This window comes from Cytobacillus spongiae, from assembly GCF_021390075.1.
In genome coordinates this window covers 2449406-2472218 of sequence record NZ_CP089997.1, presented here as the reverse complement: position 1 = coordinate 2472218, position 22813 = coordinate 2449406, and the positions used below count along the sequence as shown (strand labels likewise).

Below are 22813 nucleotides of genomic sequence, written 5' to 3'. Positions count from 1 at the left end.
GGTTGAGAAATAACGAATACAGACAACGTCTGGGGGAAATCATTATGAAAACAAACTATGATGTAATCGTTGTCGGAGCTGGTCCGGCTGGAATATTTACTTGCTATGAATTATCCTTGAAAATGCCAGGAGCAAACGTATTATTAATAGATAAAGGTCACGATATTTATAAGCGAAATTGTCCAATTTTACAAAAAAAGATTGAAAAGTGTCCACCTGCTGCAGGTAGAAAAGAATTCGCAGGCTGTTTACCAGCATGTTCCATAACAAACGGGTTTGGCGGGGCTGGTGCCTATTCTGACGGGAAATTCAACATTACAAGTGAATTTGGAGGCTGGATGACCGATTATCTTCCCGATTCTCAAGTAGTCGATTTAATTAAGTATGTTGATCAAATCAACCTCGATCACGGTGCAACAGAGAGCATTACAGATCCGCTCACAGATAAAGTTCGTGAAATTGAACGCCGTGGTTATGCAGCTGGCCTAAAGCTGCTACGTGCTCAAGTTCGTCATTTAGGGACCGAGCAAAATCTAGAAATCTTAAAGAGTATCTATGAATATTTAAAAGAGAAAGTAGATATGGTATATAAAACAGAAGTAGAAGACTTGATTACAAGAAAAACAGATGACGGCCATGTAATTGAAGGAGTAAAGTTGAAATCTGGTGATTCTATATTTGCGGACAAAGTGGTCATTGTACCAGGACGTGATGGTTCGGTTTGGTTAACGAAGCTATTGAAATCACGCCGCTTAAAAATGATTAACAATCAAGTCGATATTGGTGTGCGAGTGGAGACCTCTAATATAGTAATGGAAGAAATCAATGAACATTTATATGAAGGAAAATTTGTGTTCAATACATCCGTTGGCACAAAGGTTCGAACATTCTGTAGCAATCCTGCAGGGCATGTTGTAGTCGAAAATCATTCAGGAATCATGCTTGCTAACGGTCATGCATATAAGGACCCAAAGCTAGGAAGTCCAAATACAAACTTTGCCTTATTAGTTTCACATACTTTTGCCGATCCATTTGATCAGCCAAATGAGTACGCACATGAAGTATCTCGCTTAGCAAATAGTCTGTCAAATGGGGGACTTATTGTTCAAAAATATGGAGATATCTTAAAAGGACGCCGCTCTACGCTTAAGCGAATTAGAGAGGGATTTTTAGAGCCTACTCTGAAAGAAGCTGTACCTGGAGATCTTGGTCTAGCCTTACCATACAATACAATGAAAAGCTTAATTGAAATGACTGAAGCACTCAATCATGTTACGCCAGGTCTGGCATCAGAACACACGTTATTCTATGGAGTAGAAGCAAAGTTCTATTCAGCAAGACCAAAATTAAATGAACGCTTTGAAACAGAAATTAACGGCTTATATGTTGGCGGAGACGGTGCAGGGGTTACTCGGGGACTAGCTCAGGCAAGCGCATGTGGTGTATGGATTGCAAGAGACATCGTTGAAAAGACGTCTACAAAAAACACAAAAGAAACCGTATTAGTCTAAATACGAGAAAAAATCAAATGTCAACATAGTAGCTTTTAGACTGAAGACACACTCGAAACATTTGAGTTTGTCCTCAGTCTTTTTTTGGGCTCTATAATTCTAAAGTCTATAAAAGAAGTATCACTAATGTGATTCCCTCTCCGTTTTAACAAGAATTAAATTCAAAGAGTTAACTTGCTTTCCTTCTATTTTTTTATTTGATAATTACGCTTGTATAATAATTAAATTCTTTGATCTTATCCGCTGATTGCACGCACTGCACCTGAAGCGGAAATATATCTTTTCCAACGAAAAACAGCTTTATATCGAAAACTCTCTTTTTTTTGTCAGATATTAAGGTTAATATGGTAAGAATAGTTAGACTATATGATATCCTAACCTAGATTACACTAGAATAGTTAGAAAAAAATAGCGAGTTGAGGTAGAGACTAATGAACATTCGGATCCTTGAAGAATCAGATGCCATTTTGTATCAACAATTACGTTTAGGTGCATTACAGACGAACCCTTCAGCATTTCGATCCACATACGCTAGAGAAGTTCACTTTTCTATTGAAACAGTTGCAGAGCGGATTAAACCAACGAAAAACAAATTTGTATTAGGTTCATTTGATTCTAATGGTTTTTTAGTAGGAACGGTTACGTTTATGCGTGAAGATCAACCTAGAACCGCACATAAAGGAAATATATTTGCTATGTATGTGTCACCTGAGAATAGAGGAAAGGGAATAGGGAAATCGCTGCTCGTTGAATTAATTAAGCATGCTAGTATATTGGACGGATTAGAACTTATTAACTTGACAGTCGTTTCAACTAACGATTCTGCAAAAAAGTTATATGAAACAATTGGCTTTAACGTATATGGAACTGAGCGAAAAGCATTTATTCACGAAGGGCAATATTATGATGAGGATTTAATGGTGTTAAGCTTACACTAACCTATTTTCCAGCAATTGTTGTTCTAAACAATAATCTTCTTTTTAAGGCAAGTGTTATGAGGAGTTAGATGTAGCAGAATCACGAATCACTTATTTTGTACATGGATAGGAGTAATAATCGTGCTATATATACGGAAAAATGCGAAAGCTTTGATTGTTGTAGTTCATGAGATTTATGGAATTAATCAGCACATTAAGGATTATTGTAGCCGATTATCTGAGCTGGACTTTGATGTGATTTGCCCAAACCTTCTAAATCAAGAAACTCCATATACATATCATCAAGAGAAATTAGCATATAAACATTTTATGGAATATGTAGGGTTTGAGAAGGCGAAAATGGATATCTTAGAGGTATTATTCGAAAGGAAAGAACCATATGAGAAGATATTTATGGTTGGATTTAGTATAGGTGCAACCATTTCCTGGTTATGTAGTGATGTCGATTTTCTTGACGGTGTAGTCGGATTCTACGGTTCTCAAATCCGAAATCATCTAGAGGTCAAGCCCGTGTGTCCAACGATGTTGTTTTTTCCAGAAAGGGAAAAATCCTTTTCGGTTGACGAGTTAATCCTAAATCTCCGTTCAAATAATGTTGAAACGCACAAATATAGAGGGCTCCATGGTTTTAGTGACTCCTATTCAGAAACATATCATTCTGAATCAGAGCAACAGGCATTTGATAGATTAGTCCATTTTTTGGAAACCTACTGAGCACTTATCTAATTTTATCTGAATATTAAATGAAACGCTTGGAAATTCTCTTTCCAAGCGTTCATTGTGCTATTCAAAAAGCTCGTTCTCACCATTCTATTTATCAGGCATAATCGAAACGATTTGAGCCGTTCGAACAAAGAACATTTCGTCGCCGATATGCATGACGATATGATCTGGTTTCACATCAAGTAATTTTCCTCTTAACGTATCCTTTGTTGTTTGGACAATTAATACTTTTCCCATTACCGTTTGTAATGTTTGAAATACATATGGTTCGAAATTATACATCGGCTGGGATGATGGCATCGCCATTTGTTGTCCTCCCATCATTTGGGCATACATTTGGTGATCTCTAAAGTTTGGCATCCTCATTCTCCTCCTAATTGTGGTTCTCTAAAAAATATGTAATGCCATCGTCAGTTGTATGGGCGAATGCTCAAAATGGGCTATCTCCTCTCATAGGCAAGGTGTGTGGTGAGCGCGTTATTCTATTTGTAGTAAAAAGGAATCTCCTATTCTTTTGAAATTTTCTTAGATTCTTTAGAAAGATTTTCAAATGGTATTCATATAAATTAATAAAAACTTCTAAAGTGCATGAAAGCGTTTTCTTCCTGCTGGGGGAATGGAGGGGTGTAATGGATCAATCGCATCTAATCAAGCCTATTCTCGATACGAATTATCCAATGATTGATTATGGAAAGGGGATTTACTTATTTGATCAAGATGGAAAAAAATATTTAGATGCTTCCTCAGGCGCTGTTACAGCAAATATTGGCCACGGGGTAGATGAAATTATAACTGCCATGCATGACCAGGCCAAGAGAGTATCGTTTGTTTATCGCTCTCAATTTACAAGTGAAGCGGCAGAACAGCTTGCTCGAAAAATTGCCGAAAGCACGATCGGTGATTTAAACTGGGTTTTTTTTGTGAATAGTGGTTCTGAAGCAACAGAAACTGCACTGAAAATCGCGATTCAATATTGGCAGGAAAAAGGGATTCAAACGAAAACAAAAGTACTTTCCAGGTGGATGAGTTACCACGGAATTACACTCGGTGCACTGTCCATGTCAGGGCATGCTGGAAGAAGAGCAAGATTTGTCCCACTGTTAGAGGATTTTCCCGTCATCCATCCTCCGTATTGTTATCGGTGTCCGTACAACCGAGAAGTCCCAAATTGTGGGTATGTATGCGCACAAGAATTAGAGACCGTAATCAAGCGAATTGGAGCGGACCAGATTGCAGGGTTTATAGCTGAACCGATTATTGGAGCTGCTGGCGGAGCCATTACCCCACCCAAGGAGTATTACCGGGTGATCAAGGAAATCTGTGAAAAATATAATATTCTATTCATTGCCGATGAAGTGATGACAGGGTTTGGTAGAACAGGAACGATGCTAGCTGTTGAACATTGGGATGTTGAACCAGATATTGTTACATTAGGAAAAGGTATGGGTGCGGGTTATGCTCCAATTGCTGCTGCACTTGTAAGTGAGCGAGTGATGGAGCCGATACTGGCTGGTTCTAAGACGATTATGAGCGGGCATACATTAAGTGCCAATCCACAGTCATGTGCCGTTTCATTAGCAGTTCTTGAATATTTAGAAAAGAATAAGATTATAGAAGACGTTCCAGCAAAAAGTGCTTATTTAGTAGAAAAGCTAGAGGAGCTGAGAAACGATTTTTCCTTTATCGGAGATATACGCGGAAAAGGTTTAATGATTGGCATGGAATTTGTTCAAAATCTACAAGACAAACAGCCGTTTCCAAGAAATATGCTTGTGACAAGTAACATCGTTGAAATGGCACAAAAAGAAGGGTTATTACTTTATCCTGCAGGTGCAGGGATTGACGGGATTCATGGAGACGCGATTCTGATCGCACCTCCTCTAACAATTACGGAGCAGGAATTAGATGAGCTTCTTTTGCTACTGAAGAAAACATTTCACTTACTTCAAGAATATATAGACAGGAATAAACCTTAATAATTGGAGCGAAATGATATGGAAAATTCTTTTGGGAAAATCACTGAACTAAGTCAATTACAGCATGTGTTTCACGATGAAATGACGCTGATGTTTGGAGGATTTGGCGGGGTCGGTTCACCTCCAACAATCATTGATTATATTTTGCAAAAGGGTACGAAGAAATTAACTCTGATAGGGAATGATACGGGTTTTCCTCATATTGGGATTGGGCAGCTAGTTGCAGCAGGAAGAGCTAACAAGGTCATTGCCTCCCATATTGGTTCAAATCCTATTGCAGGTCAGCTGATGAGTGAAGGGAAGCTTGAGGTTGAGTTCTCTCCACAAGGAATTTTGGCGGAGAGAATTCGTGCGGGAGGAGTAGGCATTCCAGCAGTTTTAAGTGATATTGGCGTCGATCATCCCATCGTCAAACAACACAAACAGCAACTTACATTAAAAGACCAAACCTATTTAGTTGAAACTGCGCTTACGGCAGAGGTTTCCATTGTGTATGCGAAACTTGCAGACCCATATGGCAACTTAGTCTACGACAAGAGTGCGCGCAATACGAATCCATTAGTGGCGATGGCCGGGGATATCACGATTGTAGAGGTAGAGGAATTTGTTCCATTAGGAAGTCTTAGCCCTGAAGAGATTGTTACGCCTGGCGTTTTTGTTGACTATTTAATTCCTTCTGAGGGGGTGAGTTGGAAATGGGCATGGGAATAGATATCCGCAACCGAATGGCCAAAAGGGCCGCACAGGAAATCAAAGAGGGAATGGTAGTAAACCTAGGTATTGGCATTCCGTCCCTTGTACCAAATCACCTGGCAAATGACCTTAACGTTATGTTTCATGCAGAGAATGGCATTACTGGAATGGGCCCAACACCAAGTTCGGGGCAAGAAGATGAGAATTTATGTAATGCAGGTGGATTTCCCGTGACCTTAATAGAGGGGGGATCTTACTGCGATAGCACAATTGCCTTTGGCATGATTCGGAGAGGCTATGTAGACCTAACCATACTTGGCTCTTTACAAGTAAGTGAAAAGGGAGATTTGGCTAATTGGATTGTTCCTGGAAAAAAAGTACCGGGAATGGGGGGAGCGATGGAGCTTGCTCAAAAGGCGAACAAGGTCATTGTTTTAATGAATCAATTGGATAAGCATGGCCATTCGAAAATCGTCAAAGAATGCACGCTTCCTCTTACATCTGCTAGATGTGTTGATTTGATCATAACGGATATGGCTGTGTTTTCCTGCGAAAATGAACAGCTTACTTTACATGAGATATATAAGCCATATTCGGTTGAAGACATCCGTAAGCATACAGATTGTCATTATTCCATTTCAGAAACGCTTCAGGTGATCGATTAAATAGAAAGGGGTTGTGGTCGATTGACAAATCCTGCACCAGCTGTACTTCAGTGGCTTTCTTCTAATAAAGATAGGGGCACTCGGTTTTTGCAACGACTTGTACAGGAGGGAAGTATTCGGGGAAAGGAAAGCCAGGCACAGGCGCTAATCATTGAAAAGTGCCGAAAGCTTGGGTTGTCCCTTGATATCTGGGAAATCGGTGATGAGGTTCTTTTTAAGCATCCTGCCTATTGCTCGGATCGAAAGGATTTTTCGGGAAACCCAAACGTAGTCGGGGTCCTTAAAGGAACGGGGGGCGGAAAATCTCTCATCTTAAACGGTCATATCGACGTCGTTCCACAAGGGAACATGGAAGATTGGGAGGATGATCCGTTTAGTGGGAAGGTGAAAGATGGTAGATTGTATGGAAGAGGTTCAACAGATATGAAGGGTGGGTCTGTTGCATTATTATATGCACTTGAAGGAATCATTTCTTCTGGAGTTAAGCTAAAAGGAGATGTGATTTTTCAAAGTGTGATTGAAGAAGAAAGTGGAGGAGCGGGTACGCTTGCAGCCGTCATTCGAGGCTACCGTGCAGATGGTGCGATTATTCCTGAGCCGACGAATATGAAGCTTTTTCCTAAGCAGCAAGGCTCGATGTGGTTCAGAATTACCGTAAAAGGTAGGTCAGCCCATGGCGGCACTCGATATGAAGGGATAAACGCCATTGAAAAGGCCGTCTTAGTGATTCACAAGTTGCAAGATTTAGAGAAACGGCGAAATGAAAAAATGGTAGATCCTCTTTTTAAAGATATACCGATCCCCATTCCAATTAATATTGGCAAACTTCAAAGCGGTGAATGGCCATCTTCTGTCCCCGATCAAGCGGTTATTGAAGGGCGTATCGGAGTAGCTCCAAGTGAAGAGATGAAACAGGCCGAAAAAGAATTAATGGATTGTTTAGAAGAATTAACAGCGGATGATGATTGGTTCAAACTCCATCCACCTCAAGTCGAATGGTTTGGTGGACGGTGGCAACCGGGAAGCTTAGAAAAGGATCATCCGTTAATGAATACTCTTTCAGAGAACTACGAAAAAATGGTAGGAGAAAAGCCGAAAATTGAAGCTTCTCCTTGGGGAACAGATGGCGGGATCCTTACAAATGTTGGAAGTACACCTGTAGTTGTTTTTGGGCCAGGAGTGACAGAGGTAGCCCATGATGCTGATGAATATATCGAATTAGGAGAAATGTTCCGAGCAGCCGAGATATTGGCATTAACGATTTTGGACTGGTGCGGTGTTGATACAAAGGCGGAAGGGGAATAGAAAATGGGAAGTATTCATATGAAAACAGCCATTCCTGGACCTAAGGCTCAGGAATTATTAAGAAGAAAAGAAAAACATGTACCACGAGGCCCATTTAATACACTTCAAACGTTTGCAGCTTTTGGTGAGGGGGCAATATTAATCGATATCGATGGAAATACGTTCTTAGATTTTGCTGGGGCAATTGGGTCACTTAATACGGGACACTGCCCGCCGAGAGTCGTAGAGGCACTGAAAGAGCAAGTGGATCAATACCTACACCCATGTTTTCATGTCATGATGTATGAGCCATATATTGAATTAGCCGAAATGTTAAATGAAATCACTCCTGGAACCCATGAAAAAAAGACTTTCTTCTTAAATAGCGGAGCAGAAGCGGTGGAGAACACAGTGAAAATTGCGAGAAAGTATACAGGTCGAAAAGGAATCATTTCTTTCGAACGAGGATTTCATGGGCGTACGTATATGGCTATGTCCTTAACAAGTAAAGTAAGACCTTATAAATATCAATTTGGTCCATTTGCACCAGAGACGTATAAATGGCCTTTTCCTGCCTATTTCCGATCAGAAGGGATGAGCAGACAGGGCCTTGACGATGCGTTACTTCGTCGGTTTGAAAGCTTTTTCTTAAGTGAAGTACCTCCAGAAGAAATCGCAGCGGTCATTATGGAGCCTGTTCAAGGAGAAGGAGGCTTCCATATCCCTTCTAAAGAATTTGTTCAAGGAGTCAAAAAAATATGTGAAACATATGGCATATTATTTATAGCTGATGAAGTCCAAACAGGCTTCGGCCGAACAGGAAAAATGTTTGCGATGGAACATTTCGATGTCATTCCTGATCTCATGACCATGTCTAAGTCGATAGGCGCAGGATTGCCAATAAGTGCTGTAACAGGGAGAAAGGAGATCATGGATGCTCCGAATGTAGGAGAAATTGGTGGTACGTATGGCGGGAGCCCATTAGGATGTGTCGCTGCCATTGAAGTGATTAAAACGATACAGGAGGAAAATCTTATCGAGCGGGCGAATCAGATTGGTGAAACTTTTACTAAGAGAATGAACGAGTTAAAATGTAAGTATGAAGTTATTGGCGACATTCGGACGCTCGGGGCAATGTGCGCCATTGAATTTATTCGTGACAAAGAAACAAAAGAACCGAATAAAGAACTCGTACAACAAATCCTAGCGAAAGCACACCAAAGAGGTCTTATTATTATGAGCGCTGGTCTTTATGGAAATATCGTCCGCCTCTTAACACCGTTAGTCATATCAGATGAGCAACTAGACGAAGGACTAACCGTACTAGAACAAGTAGTAGCGGAATGTTGTGAGTAAGGAGAGGATCGAATGAAACAATTACTATGGGTAAACGGGGAACATGTCGGAACAGAGAATTTTTATACATTAACAAGTCCCTATAATGAAGAAATTCTTGCAGAAGTAGCCATAGCGGATGAAGAGCAAGTGAAGGATGCTATTTCAAGTGCAGAGCACGCAGCAAAGATTCTTAGGAATATGCCAGCTTACGAGAGAGCAGGGATACTTGAAAGGCTTGTCAGTCTACTTAAGGAAGAGAAAGAGAGTTGTGCACGATTAATTGCCCTTGAAGCCGCTAAACCTTTAAAGGCAGCAAGAGGTGAGGTAGAACGTACAATTATGACGTATCAGTTCGCTGCCCAAGAGGCTAGGAGGCTATATGGGGAAACGATTCCAATGGATGCAGCTCCAGGTGGAGACGGACGTGTAGCGTATACAATGAAAGAGCCTTTAGGGGTAATTGGAGCCATTACGCCATTTAATTTCCCTATGAATCTAGTAGCACATAAGCTTGGACCTGCGATTGCTGCTGGAAATTCGGTCGTATTAAAGCCAGCAAGTCAAACGCCATTGTCCGCTTACAAAATCGCTCAGCTCTTTGAGAAAGCTGGCCTTCCGAAAGGTGCCTTAAATGTTGTAACGGGCAGCGGAAAGAAGGTCGGGGACTTTCTATTAGCAGATGATCGTGTGAAGATGATTACTTTTACAGGTAGCCCTGAGGTAGGTAAACACATTCGCGAGCATGCCGGTCTAAAAAAAGTGACACTTGAACTAGGTTCGAATTCTGCCGTGATCGTGGATGAGGACGCGAATCTAAGCAAAATTATTCCACGAATTGTGTCCGGTGCTTTTGCTTATCAAGGACAGGTATGTATATCGGTCCAACGAATTTATGTTCATGAATCCATCTATCAAGAGTTTGTTGAGCAATTTGTAGAGGAAGCAAAGAAACTAAAGCTAGGTTCCCCGCTGGATGAGGATACGGACATATCAGCGATGATTTCCCGAGACGATGTCAAGCGTGCGGGAAGCTGGGTTGAGGAATCCATTCAAAACGGAGCAACCCTCGCGCTAGGCGGAGTCGAAGAGGGGACGGTTTACCATCCAACTGTGCTGTTAAATGTACCTTCCGATGAAAAAGTCTCCTGTGAGGAAATGTTTGCACCAGTTGTTCATATCAATCCGTTTTCCGATTTTCAAGAAGCGATTAATTATGTGAATGACTCGAACTATGGCTTGCAGGCTGGGGTATTTACAAACAATGTGACCAAAGCATTCACAGCTGCCAAGGAGCTACATGTCGGTGGCGTAATGATCAATGACTTTCCAACCTTCCGGGTCGATCATATGCCGTATGGTGGAGTGAAGATGAGCGGAATGGGGAGAGAAGGCATTAAATATGCAGTAGAAGAAATGACTGAATTAAAGCTAGTAAGCTTTAAACTAGATTAATGGTTTGGCCTGACCTATTTCGGTCAGGCCTTTCATTTCGGCTCTATAACCGATCGATATATGTTACACTTAATGGAACTAGGTGGAAAAAACGACACAACACCTAGGTGTGAACAAAAGGGGGAAAGCAAATTGAATCAATTTTCCTATACGAGTCAACTCCATGAACAAACGTTTACGATGGACCTATATATTGACCCGTTTAATAAAAGAGTAAGGGTAGATGATTATCTTGGAGATTTGAATAGGGTTATGGAGAAGGCAGAGGAAATAGCCGCTCAACAAAATGCAGAGAAGCTGATTTTTAAAGCGAGAAAAGAACATTTTACCCCATTAATGGAACATGGATTTCAGCCTGAAGCTATGATTGATCAGTTTTATTTAGGATCTGATTGCTACTTTTTCGCAAAGTATTTCACTGCAGACCGAAAAATGAATGACCATTGGATTGCAGAGGATGATATCGTCGAAAACGTTCAAAAGCTGGCTAGGTCAACGGATGTCATTCAGCCTCCAATGGAATATGTGTTAAAGAGAGTAGAAATGGAGGATGCAGAAAAGCTTGCCGCCCTCTATCGGGAAGTCTTTCAAATCTATCCAACCCCGCTTCATGATCCTGAATATATTGTCAAGACGATGGAGGAAGGAACAATCTATTATGCCTTTCAATATGATGGAATCATGGTAAGTGCAGCATCTGCAGAGGTCAATTCCTTTTATAAAAATGCGGAGCTAACCGACTGTGCCACACTCCCCTCTCATCGAAAGCATGGATTAATGAAAATTTTACTAGAAAAGCTGGAAGAGGAACTCAAGGAAAACGGGATCTTTTGTGCATATTCAATTGCAAGGGCTCTTTCATTTGGGATGAATGCTGTTCTGCATCAGCTAGGCTATCGTTATCGAGGGCGCCTAATGAATAATTGTTTTATTTTCGATAAATTAGAAAATATGAATATGTGGGTGAAGGATTTATCCAAGCAATAGACAAATATTTGGCAGTTGGTGACAAGTTTTCGGCATCGGCTCATACATTAATGTAAAAGGCTGGTGAGACGAATGTATAAAGTAAATGAAATTACAAATGAGGTCCTAACATCGATATTAAAAGGAATTGATGAAGGGATTCATGTCGTTAATACGGAAGGGATGACCATCTTTTATAATGAGGTGGCAGCTAGGCACGATGGGTTGAATATCTCTGAGGTCATCGGAAAGCCGTTATTGACAGTGTTTCCTTCATTGGACAGAGATTCTAGTACGCTGTTGCAAGTCATGAAAACGAGAAAGGCCATTTTTAACCAAGCCCAATCCTATGTGAATTTTCATGGAAAGCGAATTGAAACGATGAACACAACGATGCCGATTATTGTTCAGGACCAGCTTGTTGGTGCAGTAGAAATTGCAAAGGATTACTCACGGATTAAATTGCTATCTGAAAAACTCCTCGATCTTCAAAAGAAAATTCAACATCCTCATGATAAAAAAAATCAAAGTACTGTAAATTATACGATTGATCATATTCTAACAATCAATCCCTCTTTTATACGCATAAAGGAGGAAGCGAAAAAACTAGCAAAATCCCAATCATCCATTCTTGTATACGGAGAAAGCGGCTCGGGGAAAGAGTTATTTGTTCAAGGGATTCATGAAGCTTCACTCAGAAAGAATGAACCGTTTATTGCACAGAACTGCGCGGCTATTCCAGAATCCCTGTTAGAAAGCATTCTGTTTGGTACTTCAAAGGGAAGCTATACAGGTGCAGTGGAGAGAGCTGGTTTATTCGAAATAGCCCATAAAGGTACCCTTTTTTTAGATGAGCTTCATACGATGTCTCATGAATTACAGGCAAAGCTGCTACGTGTATTAGAAGATGGAATCGTCCGCAGAGTAGGGAGCGGGAAAAGTAGCTATGTTGACGTTCGGGTCATTGCTGCCATGAACGTAGACCCACAAAAAGCAATCGAAGAAGGTGTCCTGCGGCCGGACTTATTTTATCGGTTAAATGTCCTTAGCTTTCAGCTACTTCCGTTAAGAGAAAGAAAAGAAGACATCATGTATTTAGGTCATCATTTTATTGATCAATACAATAAGCTTCTTCATAAGCGAGTGAAAGGGGTTAACGATCGAGTAGAGGCAATATTGCTTGATTATCCTTGGCCTGGGAACGTGAGGGAGCTTAAGCATGCCATTGAATATATGGTCAATATATCCGAAGAAGAAACGTTAACAGAAAAGCATTTGCCGTTTATGGTGAAAAATCATTATACGGAGCAAAGCCATGTAAAGGATCACAATTCGCTTGCACTGAGAGAACACGTAGTTGCCTTAGAAAAATCCCTCATCGAAAAAGCATTACGGAAGTGTGACGGGAATATAAAGAAGGCTGCGAAACTATTAGAGATACCAAGACAAACGCTTCAATATAAAATGACCAAGTATCGATTGAAGTAGTGCCGAATTTTGAGCACTGATTACGAAGTCCTTTTCTCCCTTTAGCCTTTAGATACGGAGTTACTGTAGCTGCTCCACTTGGCACGGAAATTGCATACATACATTGTAAAGGCTAAAGGGGGAATTGATTTGAAGACTCATTTATATCGACCAAAGCGTCATTGGAAGGATATTGAACTATGGAAGGATGTAACGGAAGAACAGTGGAATGATTGGCTATGGCAATTAACGAATACAGTAAGAACCCTAGATGATTTAAAGAAAGTAATCAATCTAACACCTGAGGAAGAAGAAGGTGTTAAAATCTCTACAAAAACAATCCCGTTAAATATTACTCCATATTACGCTTCTTTAATGAATCCGGATGATCCTCGTTGTCCAATTCGTATGCAATCCGTTCCAATCTCAGAAGAAATCAAAAAGACGAAATATGACCTGGAAGATCCGCTTCATGAGGATGAAGATTCACCAGTTCCAGGACTTACCCATAGATATCCAGACCGCGTATTATTCCTTGTTACAAACCAATGCTCCATGTATTGCCGCTATTGTACGCGACGTCGCTTCTCCGGGCAAATTGGTATGGGTGTACCAAAGAAGCAGCTTGACGCTGCGATCGCTTATATTGAAAGTAAAGAAGAAATTCGTGATGTGTTAATCTCAGGGGGAGACGGTCTATTAATTAATGATAAAGTACTAGAATATATTTTGAAAAAACTCAGGGAAATAGACCATGTGGAAATCATCAGAATAGGTACACGAGCCCCAGTAGTATTTCCGCAGCGCATTACGGAAAATCTCTGTGAAATATTGAAGAAATACCATCCAGTTTGGTTAAACACGCATTTCAACACATCGATTGAAATAACTGAAGAATCAAAAAAAGCATGCGAGATGCTTGCTAATGCTGGGGTTCCTCTTGGAAATCAATCGGTTATTTTAGCGGGAATCAATGATAGTGTTCCGATTATGAAAAAGCTCATGCATGACCTCGTAAAAATTCGTGTAAGACCATACTATATTTACCAGTGTGATCTCTCAGAAGGAATCGGTCATTTTAGAGCACCTGTTTCAAAGGGGCTAGAGATTATTGAGGGCTTGAGAGGACATACGTCTGGCTATGCTGTTCCAACCTTTGTCGTAGATGCTCCAGGCGGGGGAGGGAAGATTTCTGTCCAGCCAAATTACATCATTTCACAAAGTCCGGACAAAGTAGTATTACGAAACTTCGAAGGGGTGATCACCTCCTATCCAGAGCCAAAGAACTATGTACCGGATCGAGCCAATGACTACTTCAAAGGAATATATCCTGAATATGAAAACTATCAATCAAATGTGGGGATTGCTGGCGTAATGAATGATCAGAAGTTTAACCTTGTACCAGACGATCTGCAGCGGCTTGATCGAAGAGAAAAATATATGGAAGATCCAACCCATTCATCATTAAAGGACAAACGGGACCGACGAGACGAAATGAAAGAAAAGAAATTCACAAGCGAGCAACAGAAATACGAAGAAAAGAAGGCTGCTCATGAGTAAGAATGTCATTTGTGACTGGTGCAATGCTGATGCGTCGATAGATCGTGGAACCGTCTATTGGGAGCTTCCAGATGGAACACGTGCCATTCAAATAACGAACACCCCAACCGTCGTATGCCCAAGCTGTGAAATGCACTACCAAACCAATGAACTAACAAAGGAAATTGAAGATCAACTCTTTCTCGTCGACACAAAGCAAATTGGAAGCACAATCAACTTCGAAGAGCTAATGAAATTACCAAGACTGTTGAAGAGAAATTATTTTGATTTTTCTTCGTAGCAAAATATATATGGCAAGAAAAGGCACTCAAATGGGTGCCTTTTCCTTGGTGGAAACTTATAATTATTAATATAAAAAGGTAAAGTGGGATGAGGAGATCTTTATTTGATTAATGCGTAGAAGACTAATACTGTGCTATAGACAATTCAAAATCCCTGCTTTTCAAAGCTTAATGTTTTCTACTTCATAACCGAATCATTTAGGATTGATGAGGGTAAAACTAAATTGTAGGAACATAAAAGAGCAGGGTGTATAATCCCTGCTCTTTTGAAATTAATTATTTATTAATTAATTATTAATTATTAGGAGAGGGTTCTGTTTTTTAGGAAAGAAATTAACCATTTGTTTAACAAATAATGTACTTTGTTTTTAAAAGGAATAAGATTAATATTAAACATTCCAAGTAACGTAGGACCAACAATTATTGTAAATAAGATGGCATTCTTTAAATATGGGTTGAAATCAATAGTTTGGATATAAGGAATGGAATAAACAATGAATGCTATTATTAAAGCTACAACGAATAATAAAATATTTGTCATCCATTTTGAAATAAAATTAGCAGCACTCATTAAATTCTGCGAGGTTGTCGCAATCTGTTGTTGAACAAGTTCATTTTGTTTTTTTAACTCATTGATCTCTTGATCTTTAATCATATTTAATTCATCTAGACTGCGTTTTTCTTCATTTCTTATTTCCTCAAGAATTTCTTGTACAGTTCCAATACTTATAGCTTTGTCATCCCCTAGTGTCTTTTCCATAAGGAAGTAAGGGGCACTTTGTCCATATCTTAGCCTCACAACGTCTTCCTCTGAAATGCTACCTGTACTTTCTAAAACACCAACAGTCTCTATATATCTACTCCATAAGTGTTCTTGTGGATTAGATGCAGCAAACGTTTGAGCTACCAGTCTTTTTCTCGGTAAGTCCGGTGCATTTGAAGGATTTTTTAACCACACCAGATTAGTCAGAATCGAGTCATGTAAGGCTGGAGGAATAATTCTTGGATTGTCTTCATCAAAGGAATAATTCTTCACATGTTGTGCTAATGTATAATTGTTAGTAATAAATACAGCTCTAGAATTTTCTACATCTTGAGACCTTTTACCTCTTCTCAATCTAGCAATAGCAGAAATGGATTGAACATCTCGTTCTCTTGCTATTTCATTTCGATAAGTCATATTTTCCTTTAGGTGTTTATCTAAACCTTCATGTGATATAACATAAGAGTAGTTATCAAAGGCAACTCCTTCATTAACTTTAATATGCAGTTTATCTTCAAGTTCGTTCTCAAGAGCATATATAATTCTTTCAATGTCAGCTGGGCCATAACCTTTATTTAAAAAATGATTTACAGTACCATGATTATCAGTTTTACTAGAGGTTAGATTCTTTTTACACCATTCCAATATTCCGATAATTTCATCTATATTGTGGCGGAAAACTCTTAAAATAGCATTATTAGAACGTAACATTTTAATTAATTCTAAACAGGGATCTTGCCTTGCTTCGCCAGCATATCCTAATGCATATATTAGAAATGTAGAATCAAAATAAACCTCAGTTCCTTTGAATTTCATGTTAACTTTTGTAATGTCATTCTTATAATAAAGGGTATTGGTTAACATAATACCTTTTACAATATCAATTAAGTATTCAAATGAAACTGATCCTTTATTATGTGCATCAATTATATATTGTGAAATTATGTAATCCATCTCTTCCATTTTCTCAAATCTGGGATTTTCATTATTAAATTGAGATGGGGAAAGTGAAGTTTCCAAGATTGCTAACTGATGATTCTCTAAATATAGCTGTAACGCATTCTCAGTTGTTGATTCATCGACTTTTTTATTATATTTTTCCTCTGAAAACTTTATTATACTAGTAAGTAGCATCTCGTGTTTTTCAAGTATTTGTCTTTTGATTTTTTTGAAATCAGAGTCACTAAGGCGATTATAATCTGGAACTAATATATTTTTTTTGATGTTTACATAACCCTGTCGGACCAACTTATTTCGTAGTATAGTATTAACTACATTTATTGGTATATCTATTTTAAAATGGTCAATTATTACTTTTTTAACGTCGTTTGCAGAGATAGTATCTACAGATAATATGATAAGTGCTTCTTTTACAAAAGGAACAAAATGATCGTAATAGTCAATGTTATGATTATAGTTTACATTAATAATTGCCAACGACAAAATTTGATTTCTATCCATTAAATCCTCCAAAATATTACAAATTAATAATAATATAGTAACACATAAAAAATTCATTAAAAAGAATATTTATAATGGTCGAAGGGGAATTATGATTATTAGGAAATGTTTTTGAACAAAAAACTCATCCTTTTAAAGTTTTAGTAGTAAATTAGGTCATTTTCGTTAAAAAAATGATAAATTTCTTCCAGAATCGAGCGCGTATATCTCTTAATGAGTATTTATTGTTTTAGCCGTTAATGTTTTGAATAAGCTCGACTAAAAAACAACAGAGGGTTCTATTTATTGCGTAGTACAACCTTACTAAGTAATAGCAAAGCCTTGTCTCAAGGTAGTAGTCTTTTAGTGTTTATCATACGTACTCTATAAAACGCAGATTCTATCTTCGTCATTGATGCTACAAGCTTGAGGAGGTAGTTCGAAGATAGAGTGAAGCTGCTTTAAAGGAATATTTCTAAAAGAAAACTTTTACTCATTACCAATCAAACTCTCTTTTCTTCCAGATAGTCTAAACTCCCTTTTTATCCATCCAAGCCCTCATTGTTTTCCTTCTAATAATACGGAAATCCCCTATATAATCCATTACAGACAATAAAAACCCATGAAAAGGCACTTCAAAATGAGTGTCTTTTTGCATGTGCTTTACCATTCAAACAAAATAAAGGGTAGACGCTAGAGGATTTGTTGGAAAATGTCGAAGGATAATCCTATAAATACATTGGTAATACCAATATAATTAAAGGTAATACCAAATAGGGAGGTGTGACAGTTGAAGGAGCGGTCTTCAGATGTTATTGAGCAGCGTTTGATTAAATCGATCTTAGAAGGTGAGCTTACGGCAGGGGAGTCACTACTCGCAGAAAGAGAATTAGCAAGTCACCATCAGGTAGGAAGACCAACGATTAGAGAAGTGTTGCAACGATTGGAAAAAGATGGATGGATTTCGACCCGTAAAGGAATGCCAGCGGTTGTAAATGACTACTGGAAGCATGGGAATTTAATGACAATTGTCAGAATCCTCAGTTTATACAAAGAAATTCCAGATCCGTTTATCGAACATATGCTTGAGCTGAGAATTTCCCTATCACCAACATATACAAAGGATGCGGCCACTTCCCAACCAATCAAGGCGATTTCCTTGTTCGCTAATTTGGATGAATTAGAGGACGATGAACAATCATTTGCTATGTTTGATTGGCAATTGCATAAAGGGCTAGCAAGCCTTTCTCCGAATCCTGTCTATTTATTAATATTAAATAGCTTTCAAGATATCTATATTCATATGGGCATGAAATATTTTAGTGTACCTGCCCATCGAAAGGAATCAAGAGCATATTACGACTTACTGCTCAAGAGTTTCCTCCAAAATGATGTGAATGAAACGGAAAACCTATCAAGAAAGATGATGGCAAAGAGCTTAGAACTGTGGAAGGCAAAAGATAATGAGGAGTGAGTTAAATGAGCAAGGGTTTATATAAAGATTTCTTTTATCATTTTGATATTTTAGTCATGATCATTCTGTTTATTGGGATTAGCGTTGGAATTGTAATAACTGGCTTTCAATACAGTCTAATAGGGTTTTTTATTGCGGGTCTCGTTACGTTTATGTTTAGCGAATATCTTACCCATCGGTTCCTCTTTCACTTAAAAGCACCAAAGAACTCTTTTTTTCTGAATTTATTGAAACGCTTACATTATGATCATCATAAATACCCCAACGACTTGAAGCTGTTATTTTTACCGATATGGTATAGCATTCCAAACCTTTCGATCTTAGCGATCATTTGTTTCTTCGTGACTGGATCAGTTGTCGGAACACTAGCATTTAGCCTTGGACTCATTCTAATGTTCCTTTTCTATGAGTGGAAGCATTATATTGCACACCGCCCGATCAAGCCAAAGACAAGATTGGGAATTTGGGTGAAGAAAACACATATCCTTCATCATTATAAAAATGAAAACTACTGGTATGGTGTCTCAACCCCATTTGTTGATGTAATCTTTGGAACATTGAAAGATGAGAAGCAAGTGGAAACAAGTCAAACAGCAAAAGACCTAGAACAGAGAGGTTGATAATCATTCAGTAGGTGATGTCACCTAAGTGATTTATCTAACAATTATTCACAATTTCTTCATCCTTTTTTCACAACTTCCTTTTAAGCTAGCTCTATAATAGGGTATAGGGTAAAAATAATAAGAATGAGTTTGTGTTAGGGGGATTATAGATGCAAATAGCACTAATGGTTATGCTAGCAGCTGCTATGTTTGTTTTGTTCTTTTGTGGATATTTTACAGGAGTTATTAAAGAAAAATACGGAAAAAGCTGGCTTTACGCCGTACCTATATCAGTAGCGATCTTACTTTTCAACGTGATCTGGGCACTAGTGGAAATGGCCAAATCAGACCGCTTCTTATAAGTTTTTTAGAACCCATTTGTTTACGAGGTTGTATTGCTCTCGCTTATACAATTGTATGACAGTTTCTAGAGGAATGGACTAAGAACCAACCACGTTGCCGATGGTTGGTTTTGTTTATATTCCGAAAGGTTAATTTGCTGATAAAATGGGAATTTCGCTGATATATTGAAAAAATCGCTGATAAAATGGGGGTTTTCGCTGATATATTGAAAAATCCGCTGATATATCGCTTCTATTCGCTGATATCGTCCGATTGCACCGATCTGATTCCCTAGCGTCAGCCCCTTTCGCTGAAGTATATTCAACCCGCTTTACTAGACGTAACCTTTTTCGTCTTTTATAGTAGAATAAAGCATATTTGTAAGAAAATCATAGGAAGGCGATCGATATGTCAAAATCCTTTTATCACTTTTTAATGAAATACCGGCATCCGAAGCCACCAGATGCCATTAGTCAATTTGCAAATGATGCGTATGAAGACCATAGTTTTCCGAAAACCGCCAGTTTGTATGAGGAAGTGACTTCTTATTTAGAGATGAATGGCCACTATTTAGCAAGCATGTCTATATTCGATGAGGTCTGGGAACAGTATAGACTTCATGTCGAAGGCTAAATAGATGTGAATAGTATGGAGAAAAAGGGTGTCTCTTAATGGGGACAGCCTTTTTTCATTGCTTCGTTGCGACAATTGGGACGTTTTATAGCCGTTTGCATATACTATCGTAATCAAAAATCATTCACGACGATCATTGAGAGGATGGAGGATATGAGTAAACGGAAAAAACCAAAATACAATATCGGTGATACAGTCGTGATCACGATGTATGGAACGGTCGGCAAAGTAACAGATGTAAAATGGCTGGATGGCATGTATGTATACGAAGTCAATAAAAGTGAAGGGCTTTATATGGAATCGAGCTTACAAATGCTTTCAGAGTATGAAGGGACGATTCTAGAAAAGGAGCAAATAGATATCGAATATAAGTTTTTTTTCGGAGATTTGGTTCAAGTAAAGGATTATGGAACGGACCTCTTTAAAGTGGTAGGCTTTCGGACGGAAATTTGGCGTTACAAGAAGGATGCATGGGAAGAGGTCATCTATGAGCTTTCCCGAATATCCGATGGGGAATGGCTAGAAGCAAGTGAAGAAGAACTGACACTATTGGCTGATGCAGAAACAGCAGATGCCTTCATTCAAAAGCTGGGTTTACTTTATCAAGTAAACCAGAACCTTCAGCCTCCAGCTGTTCAACTGAATGAACCTAATCAAGTGTTTCGACAGGCGGAACGAGAGCTTATTGACAAGCAGAAGAAAAAACAAGTAGTTATTGATGGATTGCTAGATATGTATAATGATTACCAAAGACTTTTTCAAGCATTTGGCGATCAAGAATATCAACAAATAACGAGAATCATCCTTCATAAGCTAAAACAGATTATTGAAGAGAAGCCTCGAAGCTAGCTATTCAATGTAAATAAAAGAAAGATCAAGTATGGAATTCCTCCCCATTTCAACACAGTGAACACTAGATTCGTTATTCTTTCAAAAAAAGCAATCGTCGTACTGTTCTCCGCATTTACATCTTCAGTAAAATCTACTAGAAACTGCTGAAATGTATTCATCCAATCAAACCTCCTAATTTCTTTCTATTTACTACCAATCTATGCTCGTCTATTAAAAACATGACTGGAAATAAGAAATCTATTAAACTAAAAAATGAACATGAGAGATTCAGCGAAACAATATGCTGTCATTCAGAAAGCACTAACTAACCAAGCTGGCGGATCATTTAGTTGTGAAATTTTATCAGAAAATTGCATGAATAGTTAACTAAGAACATACAATTTGGAACAAAGGGGGCGATGCGATGAAGGAAATTGAAGTAGTAATTGATACAGAGGAAATTGCTGAATTTTTCTTTCAGGAGCTACTTAAGAGAGGGTTCGTTCCTTCAGAAGGGGAGCTAGAGGAATTAGCGGATATTACCTTTGAATACTTATTAGACAAATGTATCATTGATGAAGAAATGGAAAATGACACATAAGAAACGAGCAAAATAGAATAAAAAATGACGAGGCTTCTCGTCATTTTTTATTTAATCTTCTTTAAAGAGTTCATGACTTAAGCTGTCTATGGTAGACAAGAAGGAATATTGCATGAATACTTGTTCGGTTAAATCAAAATCAGTAACTTCTGGTAGTGTGGATAGTAACCCTATCGATTCACTAGAAGACTCTCCCTTGAACCAATCTTGCTTCTCGTGAAAGGAGTGCTGAACATTCTCCCATGCATCGAGGAGCTTCGGACTATATAATTTTCTTTTTTCATCATGCTGATCAGAGAACAACCAATTCCAATAATCACTCCGAGAACCACTATGCTCCTTCTTCCTTGCAACATCCTCTATTCCTTCTAAGTTCTGTTTGTTAGAGAATAAAATTTGATAAAGCTTCTTACCTGTATGGATCCGCTCATTTACTCGGTTGAAATGCTGAACCGTAATACCGTAGAGCCGATGGTGAGTAGATTTTTTCGCTCGTATGGGAAAAAGCACAGATGTAAACCCTACATTTTCTTGTAGCTGGAAAGGCAGCTGCTGAATGACCGATTTCGATTGGTATTTCCCGCGGATAATTCTGCTTTCAAGCATGTTTTGCTCATTAATAATCATGGCTATTGTAATGAGTGGCGACGATTGGTTAGATAAGAAGGAGGACCAAATGTATTGCATAAATGGGGAAACATGAAACGCATTAAGCAGCCGGCTATAGTCTTTCCCCTGTTTTTTACTATATTCATATAATCGTAGCTGCGGGTAGGCATCTTGAAATATATAAGCGTTGCACTGTTCAAGAAACAGAAAATAGTCTGCTTTCAGAGGGGAAGGAATTAGATCATCAAGATAAGAGCTTTTTAGGTCCGTCATATAATAGCCGCCATTTCGCGAGACCATATGGGCAAGAAAGGCCCAATGAATTTCTGGATTTCTTTTATAATATTCATAATAGGCTATTGTCCGAGTGACATTATTGAGGTTCCGCTGCTTCAGTTCCCCTTTTATTTCATTTACAATTGCTCGTTCAACTGGGTCTAAGATGATCAGAGGAGACAGGGCAAAGACTGGAGTAAATTCTTGTTGGAAAGATTGAATCTCTTCTTTTGATAAAATCTGTTTTCCTGGTATGATTAATGGTTTTTTTTGAAATAGAATGTCAGTTAGCTTTGAAAATATTTTCATAAAAAACCTCCAAATCGTTGAAACCTTTTTCTTTTCATACCGTAGAATAGATGTATTGAAAAAAAGGGAGGACAACCGG

General features: G+C 38.6%; 23 protein-coding genes. 19 read left to right on the top strand and 4 right to left on the bottom strand.

Features of this window, described 5'->3' with window-relative positions:
* Nucleotides 1-44 precede the first annotated feature (44 nt).
* The 3 genes from LS684_RS12515 (at nucleotide 45) to LS684_RS12505 (ending at nucleotide 3163) form a co-directional block, all read left to right on the top strand.
* Nucleotides 45-1511, top strand: a complete 1467-nt coding sequence (locus LS684_RS12515; RefSeq protein ID WP_233806396.1) for an NAD(P)/FAD-dependent oxidoreductase — start codon at nucleotides 45-47, stop codon at nucleotides 1509-1511.
* Nucleotides 1512-1942: 431 nt separating this feature from the next.
* Nucleotides 1943-2449: a GNAT family N-acetyltransferase gene (locus LS684_RS12510; protein WP_233806395.1), complete on the top strand. Its 507-nt coding sequence runs from the start codon at nucleotides 1943-1945 to the stop codon at nucleotides 2447-2449.
* A 120-nt stretch (nucleotides 2450-2569) separates the two neighbouring features.
* Nucleotides 2570-3163, top strand: a complete 594-nt coding sequence (locus LS684_RS12505) for a dienelactone hydrolase family protein (protein WP_233806394.1) — start codon at nucleotides 2570-2572, stop codon at nucleotides 3161-3163.
* Nucleotides 3164-3259: 96 nt separating this feature from the next.
* Here LS684_RS12505 and LS684_RS12500 read toward each other — a convergent pair whose 3' ends face one another.
* Complete coding sequence (locus LS684_RS12500) at nucleotides 3260-3532, bottom strand: YuzF family protein (RefSeq protein WP_233806393.1); 273 nt, start codon at nucleotides 3530-3532, stop codon at nucleotides 3260-3262.
* Between the two features lie 269 nt (nucleotides 3533-3801).
* Between LS684_RS12500 and LS684_RS12495 the strand changes: the two genes are divergently transcribed.
* The 10 genes from LS684_RS12495 (at nucleotide 3802) to LS684_RS12450 (ending at nucleotide 14853) form a co-directional block, all read left to right on the top strand.
* Nucleotides 3802-5148 (top strand): aspartate aminotransferase family protein, encoded by a 1347-nt coding sequence (locus LS684_RS12495; protein ID WP_233806391.1) that lies wholly within the window; start codon nucleotides 3802-3804, stop codon nucleotides 5146-5148.
* Between the two features lie 18 nt (nucleotides 5149-5166).
* Nucleotides 5167-5859 (top strand): CoA transferase subunit A, encoded by a 693-nt coding sequence (locus LS684_RS12490; protein ID WP_233806389.1) that lies wholly within the window; start codon nucleotides 5167-5169, stop codon nucleotides 5857-5859.
* A complete protein-coding gene (locus LS684_RS12485) occupies nucleotides 5844-6506 on the top strand; it encodes a 3-oxoacid CoA-transferase subunit B (protein WP_233806388.1) in 663 nt (220 codons plus the stop codon). Before LS684_RS12490 ends, LS684_RS12485 begins: the two co-directional genes overlap by 16 nt.
* A gap of 21 nt (nucleotides 6507-6527) precedes the next feature.
* The gene (locus LS684_RS12480) at nucleotides 6528-7811 is read left to right on the top strand and encodes a peptidase (RefSeq protein WP_233806387.1); all 1284 of its coding nucleotides are present in this window, start codon (nucleotides 6528-6530) and stop codon (nucleotides 7809-7811) included.
* A 3-nt stretch (nucleotides 7812-7814) separates the two neighbouring features.
* On the top strand, nucleotides 7815-9146 hold the full coding sequence (gabT, locus tag LS684_RS12475) for a 4-aminobutyrate--2-oxoglutarate transaminase (protein ID WP_233806386.1): 1332 nt from the start codon (nucleotides 7815-7817) through the stop codon (nucleotides 9144-9146).
* A 12-nt stretch (nucleotides 9147-9158) separates the two neighbouring features.
* Complete coding sequence (locus tag LS684_RS12470; RefSeq protein ID WP_233806385.1) at nucleotides 9159-10580, top strand: aldehyde dehydrogenase family protein; 1422 nt, start codon at nucleotides 9159-9161, stop codon at nucleotides 10578-10580.
* A gap of 132 nt (nucleotides 10581-10712) precedes the next feature.
* On the top strand, nucleotides 10713-11567 hold the full coding sequence (gene ablB / locus LS684_RS12465; protein ID WP_432418770.1) for a putative beta-lysine N-acetyltransferase: 855 nt from the start codon (nucleotides 10713-10715) through the stop codon (nucleotides 11565-11567).
* Nucleotides 11568-11639: 72 nt separating this feature from the next.
* On the top strand, nucleotides 11640-13034 hold the full coding sequence (locus tag LS684_RS12460; RefSeq protein WP_233806384.1) for a sigma-54 interaction domain-containing protein: 1395 nt from the start codon (nucleotides 11640-11642) through the stop codon (nucleotides 13032-13034).
* Nucleotides 13035-13163: 129 nt separating this feature from the next.
* A complete protein-coding gene (gene kamA, locus LS684_RS12455) occupies nucleotides 13164-14573 on the top strand; it encodes a lysine 2,3-aminomutase (protein ID WP_233806383.1) in 1410 nt (469 codons plus the stop codon).
* Nucleotides 14566-14853, top strand: coding sequence for a YokU family protein (locus tag LS684_RS12450; protein ID WP_233806382.1), 288 nt, complete (start codon nucleotides 14566-14568; stop codon nucleotides 14851-14853). The genes kamA and LS684_RS12450 overlap by 8 nt, the downstream gene beginning before the upstream one ends.
* A gap of 302 nt (nucleotides 14854-15155) precedes the next feature.
* Here the strand turns inward: LS684_RS12450 and LS684_RS12445 are convergent, their stop codons facing one another.
* Nucleotides 15156-17078: a hypothetical protein gene (locus tag LS684_RS12445; protein ID WP_233806381.1), complete on the bottom strand. Its 1923-nt coding sequence runs from the start codon at nucleotides 17076-17078 to the stop codon at nucleotides 15156-15158.
* A 769-nt stretch (nucleotides 17079-17847) separates the two neighbouring features.
* Here LS684_RS12445 and LS684_RS12440 point away from each other — a divergent pair.
* From LS684_RS12440 to LS684_RS12420, 5 genes are all read left to right on the top strand, one after another.
* Nucleotides 17848-18531 carry a GntR family transcriptional regulator gene (locus LS684_RS12440; RefSeq protein ID WP_233806380.1) on the top strand — a complete coding sequence of 228 codons (684 nt, stop codon included), beginning with the start codon at nucleotides 17848-17850 and terminating at the stop codon, nucleotides 18529-18531.
* A 5-nt stretch (nucleotides 18532-18536) separates the two neighbouring features.
* A complete protein-coding gene (locus tag LS684_RS12435) occupies nucleotides 18537-19151 on the top strand; it encodes a sterol desaturase family protein (protein ID WP_233806379.1) in 615 nt (204 codons plus the stop codon).
* 152 nt (nucleotides 19152-19303) lie between these two features.
* Nucleotides 19304-19495, top strand: a complete 192-nt coding sequence (locus LS684_RS12430; protein ID WP_233806378.1) for a hypothetical protein — start codon at nucleotides 19304-19306, stop codon at nucleotides 19493-19495.
* Nucleotides 19496-19883: 388 nt separating this feature from the next.
* Nucleotides 19884-20108 carry a YozE family protein gene (locus LS684_RS12425; RefSeq protein ID WP_233806377.1) on the top strand — a complete coding sequence of 75 codons (225 nt, stop codon included), beginning with the start codon at nucleotides 19884-19886 and terminating at the stop codon, nucleotides 20106-20108.
* A 153-nt stretch (nucleotides 20109-20261) separates the two neighbouring features.
* Nucleotides 20262-20957, top strand: a complete 696-nt coding sequence (locus tag LS684_RS12420; RefSeq protein WP_233806375.1) for a hypothetical protein — start codon at nucleotides 20262-20264, stop codon at nucleotides 20955-20957.
* Here LS684_RS12420 and LS684_RS12415 read toward each other — a convergent pair.
* Nucleotides 20954-21118, bottom strand: coding sequence for a hypothetical protein (locus LS684_RS12415; RefSeq protein ID WP_233806374.1), 165 nt, complete (start codon nucleotides 21116-21118; stop codon nucleotides 20954-20956). The two genes, LS684_RS12420 and LS684_RS12415, sit on opposite strands and share 4 nt — an antisense overlap.
* 245 nt (nucleotides 21119-21363) lie before the next feature.
* Between LS684_RS12415 and LS684_RS12410 the strand changes: the two genes are divergently transcribed.
* Nucleotides 21364-21540: a YozD family protein gene (locus tag LS684_RS12410; protein ID WP_233806373.1), complete on the top strand. Its 177-nt coding sequence runs from the start codon at nucleotides 21364-21366 to the stop codon at nucleotides 21538-21540.
* A gap of 51 nt (nucleotides 21541-21591) precedes the next feature.
* Here LS684_RS12410 and LS684_RS12405 read toward each other — a convergent pair whose 3' ends face one another.
* Nucleotides 21592-22734: a DUF2515 family protein gene (locus LS684_RS12405; protein WP_233806372.1), complete on the bottom strand. Its 1143-nt coding sequence runs from the start codon at nucleotides 22732-22734 to the stop codon at nucleotides 21592-21594.
* Nucleotides 22735-22813: the final 79 nt, after the last annotated feature.

Coding starts and splice junctions, on each gene's coding strand:
- LS684_RS12515 (WP_233806396.1), top strand. CDS start 45: ATGAAAACAAACTATGATGTAATCGTTGTCGGAGCTGGTCCGGCTGGA.
- LS684_RS12510 (WP_233806395.1), top strand. CDS start 1,943: ATGAACATTCGGATCCTTGAAGAATCAGATGCCATTTTGTATCAACAA.
- LS684_RS12500 (WP_233806393.1), bottom strand. CDS start 3,532: ATGCCAAACTTTAGAGATCACCAAATGTATGCCCAAATGATGGGAGGA.
- LS684_RS12495 (WP_233806391.1), top strand. CDS start 3,802: ATGGATCAATCGCATCTAATCAAGCCTATTCTCGATACGAATTATCCA.
- LS684_RS12490 (WP_233806389.1), top strand. CDS start 5,167: ATGGAAAATTCTTTTGGGAAAATCACTGAACTAAGTCAATTACAGCAT.
- LS684_RS12485 (WP_233806388.1), top strand. CDS start 5,844: ATGGGCATGGGAATAGATATCCGCAACCGAATGGCCAAAAGGGCCGCA.
- gabT (WP_233806386.1), top strand. CDS start 7,815: ATGGGAAGTATTCATATGAAAACAGCCATTCCTGGACCTAAGGCTCAG.
- LS684_RS12470 (WP_233806385.1), top strand. CDS start 9,159: ATGAAACAATTACTATGGGTAAACGGGGAACATGTCGGAACAGAGAAT.
- LS684_RS12460 (WP_233806384.1), top strand. CDS start 11,640: ATGTATAAAGTAAATGAAATTACAAATGAGGTCCTAACATCGATATTA.
- LS684_RS12450 (WP_233806382.1), top strand. CDS start 14,566: ATGAGTAAGAATGTCATTTGTGACTGGTGCAATGCTGATGCGTCGATA.
- LS684_RS12445 (WP_233806381.1), bottom strand. CDS start 17,078: ATGGATAGAAATCAAATTTTGTCGTTGGCAATTATTAATGTAAACTAT.
- LS684_RS12435 (WP_233806379.1), top strand. CDS start 18,537: ATGAGCAAGGGTTTATATAAAGATTTCTTTTATCATTTTGATATTTTA.
- LS684_RS12430 (WP_233806378.1), top strand. CDS start 19,304: ATGCAAATAGCACTAATGGTTATGCTAGCAGCTGCTATGTTTGTTTTG.
- LS684_RS12425 (WP_233806377.1), top strand. CDS start 19,884: ATGTCAAAATCCTTTTATCACTTTTTAATGAAATACCGGCATCCGAAG.
- LS684_RS12420 (WP_233806375.1), top strand. CDS start 20,262: ATGAGTAAACGGAAAAAACCAAAATACAATATCGGTGATACAGTCGTG.
- LS684_RS12415 (WP_233806374.1), bottom strand. CDS start 21,118: ATGAATACATTTCAGCAGTTTCTAGTAGATTTTACTGAAGATGTAAAT.
- LS684_RS12410 (WP_233806373.1), top strand. CDS start 21,364: ATGAAGGAAATTGAAGTAGTAATTGATACAGAGGAAATTGCTGAATTT.
- LS684_RS12405 (WP_233806372.1), bottom strand. CDS start 22,734: ATGAAAATATTTTCAAAGCTAACTGACATTCTATTTCAAAAAAAACCA.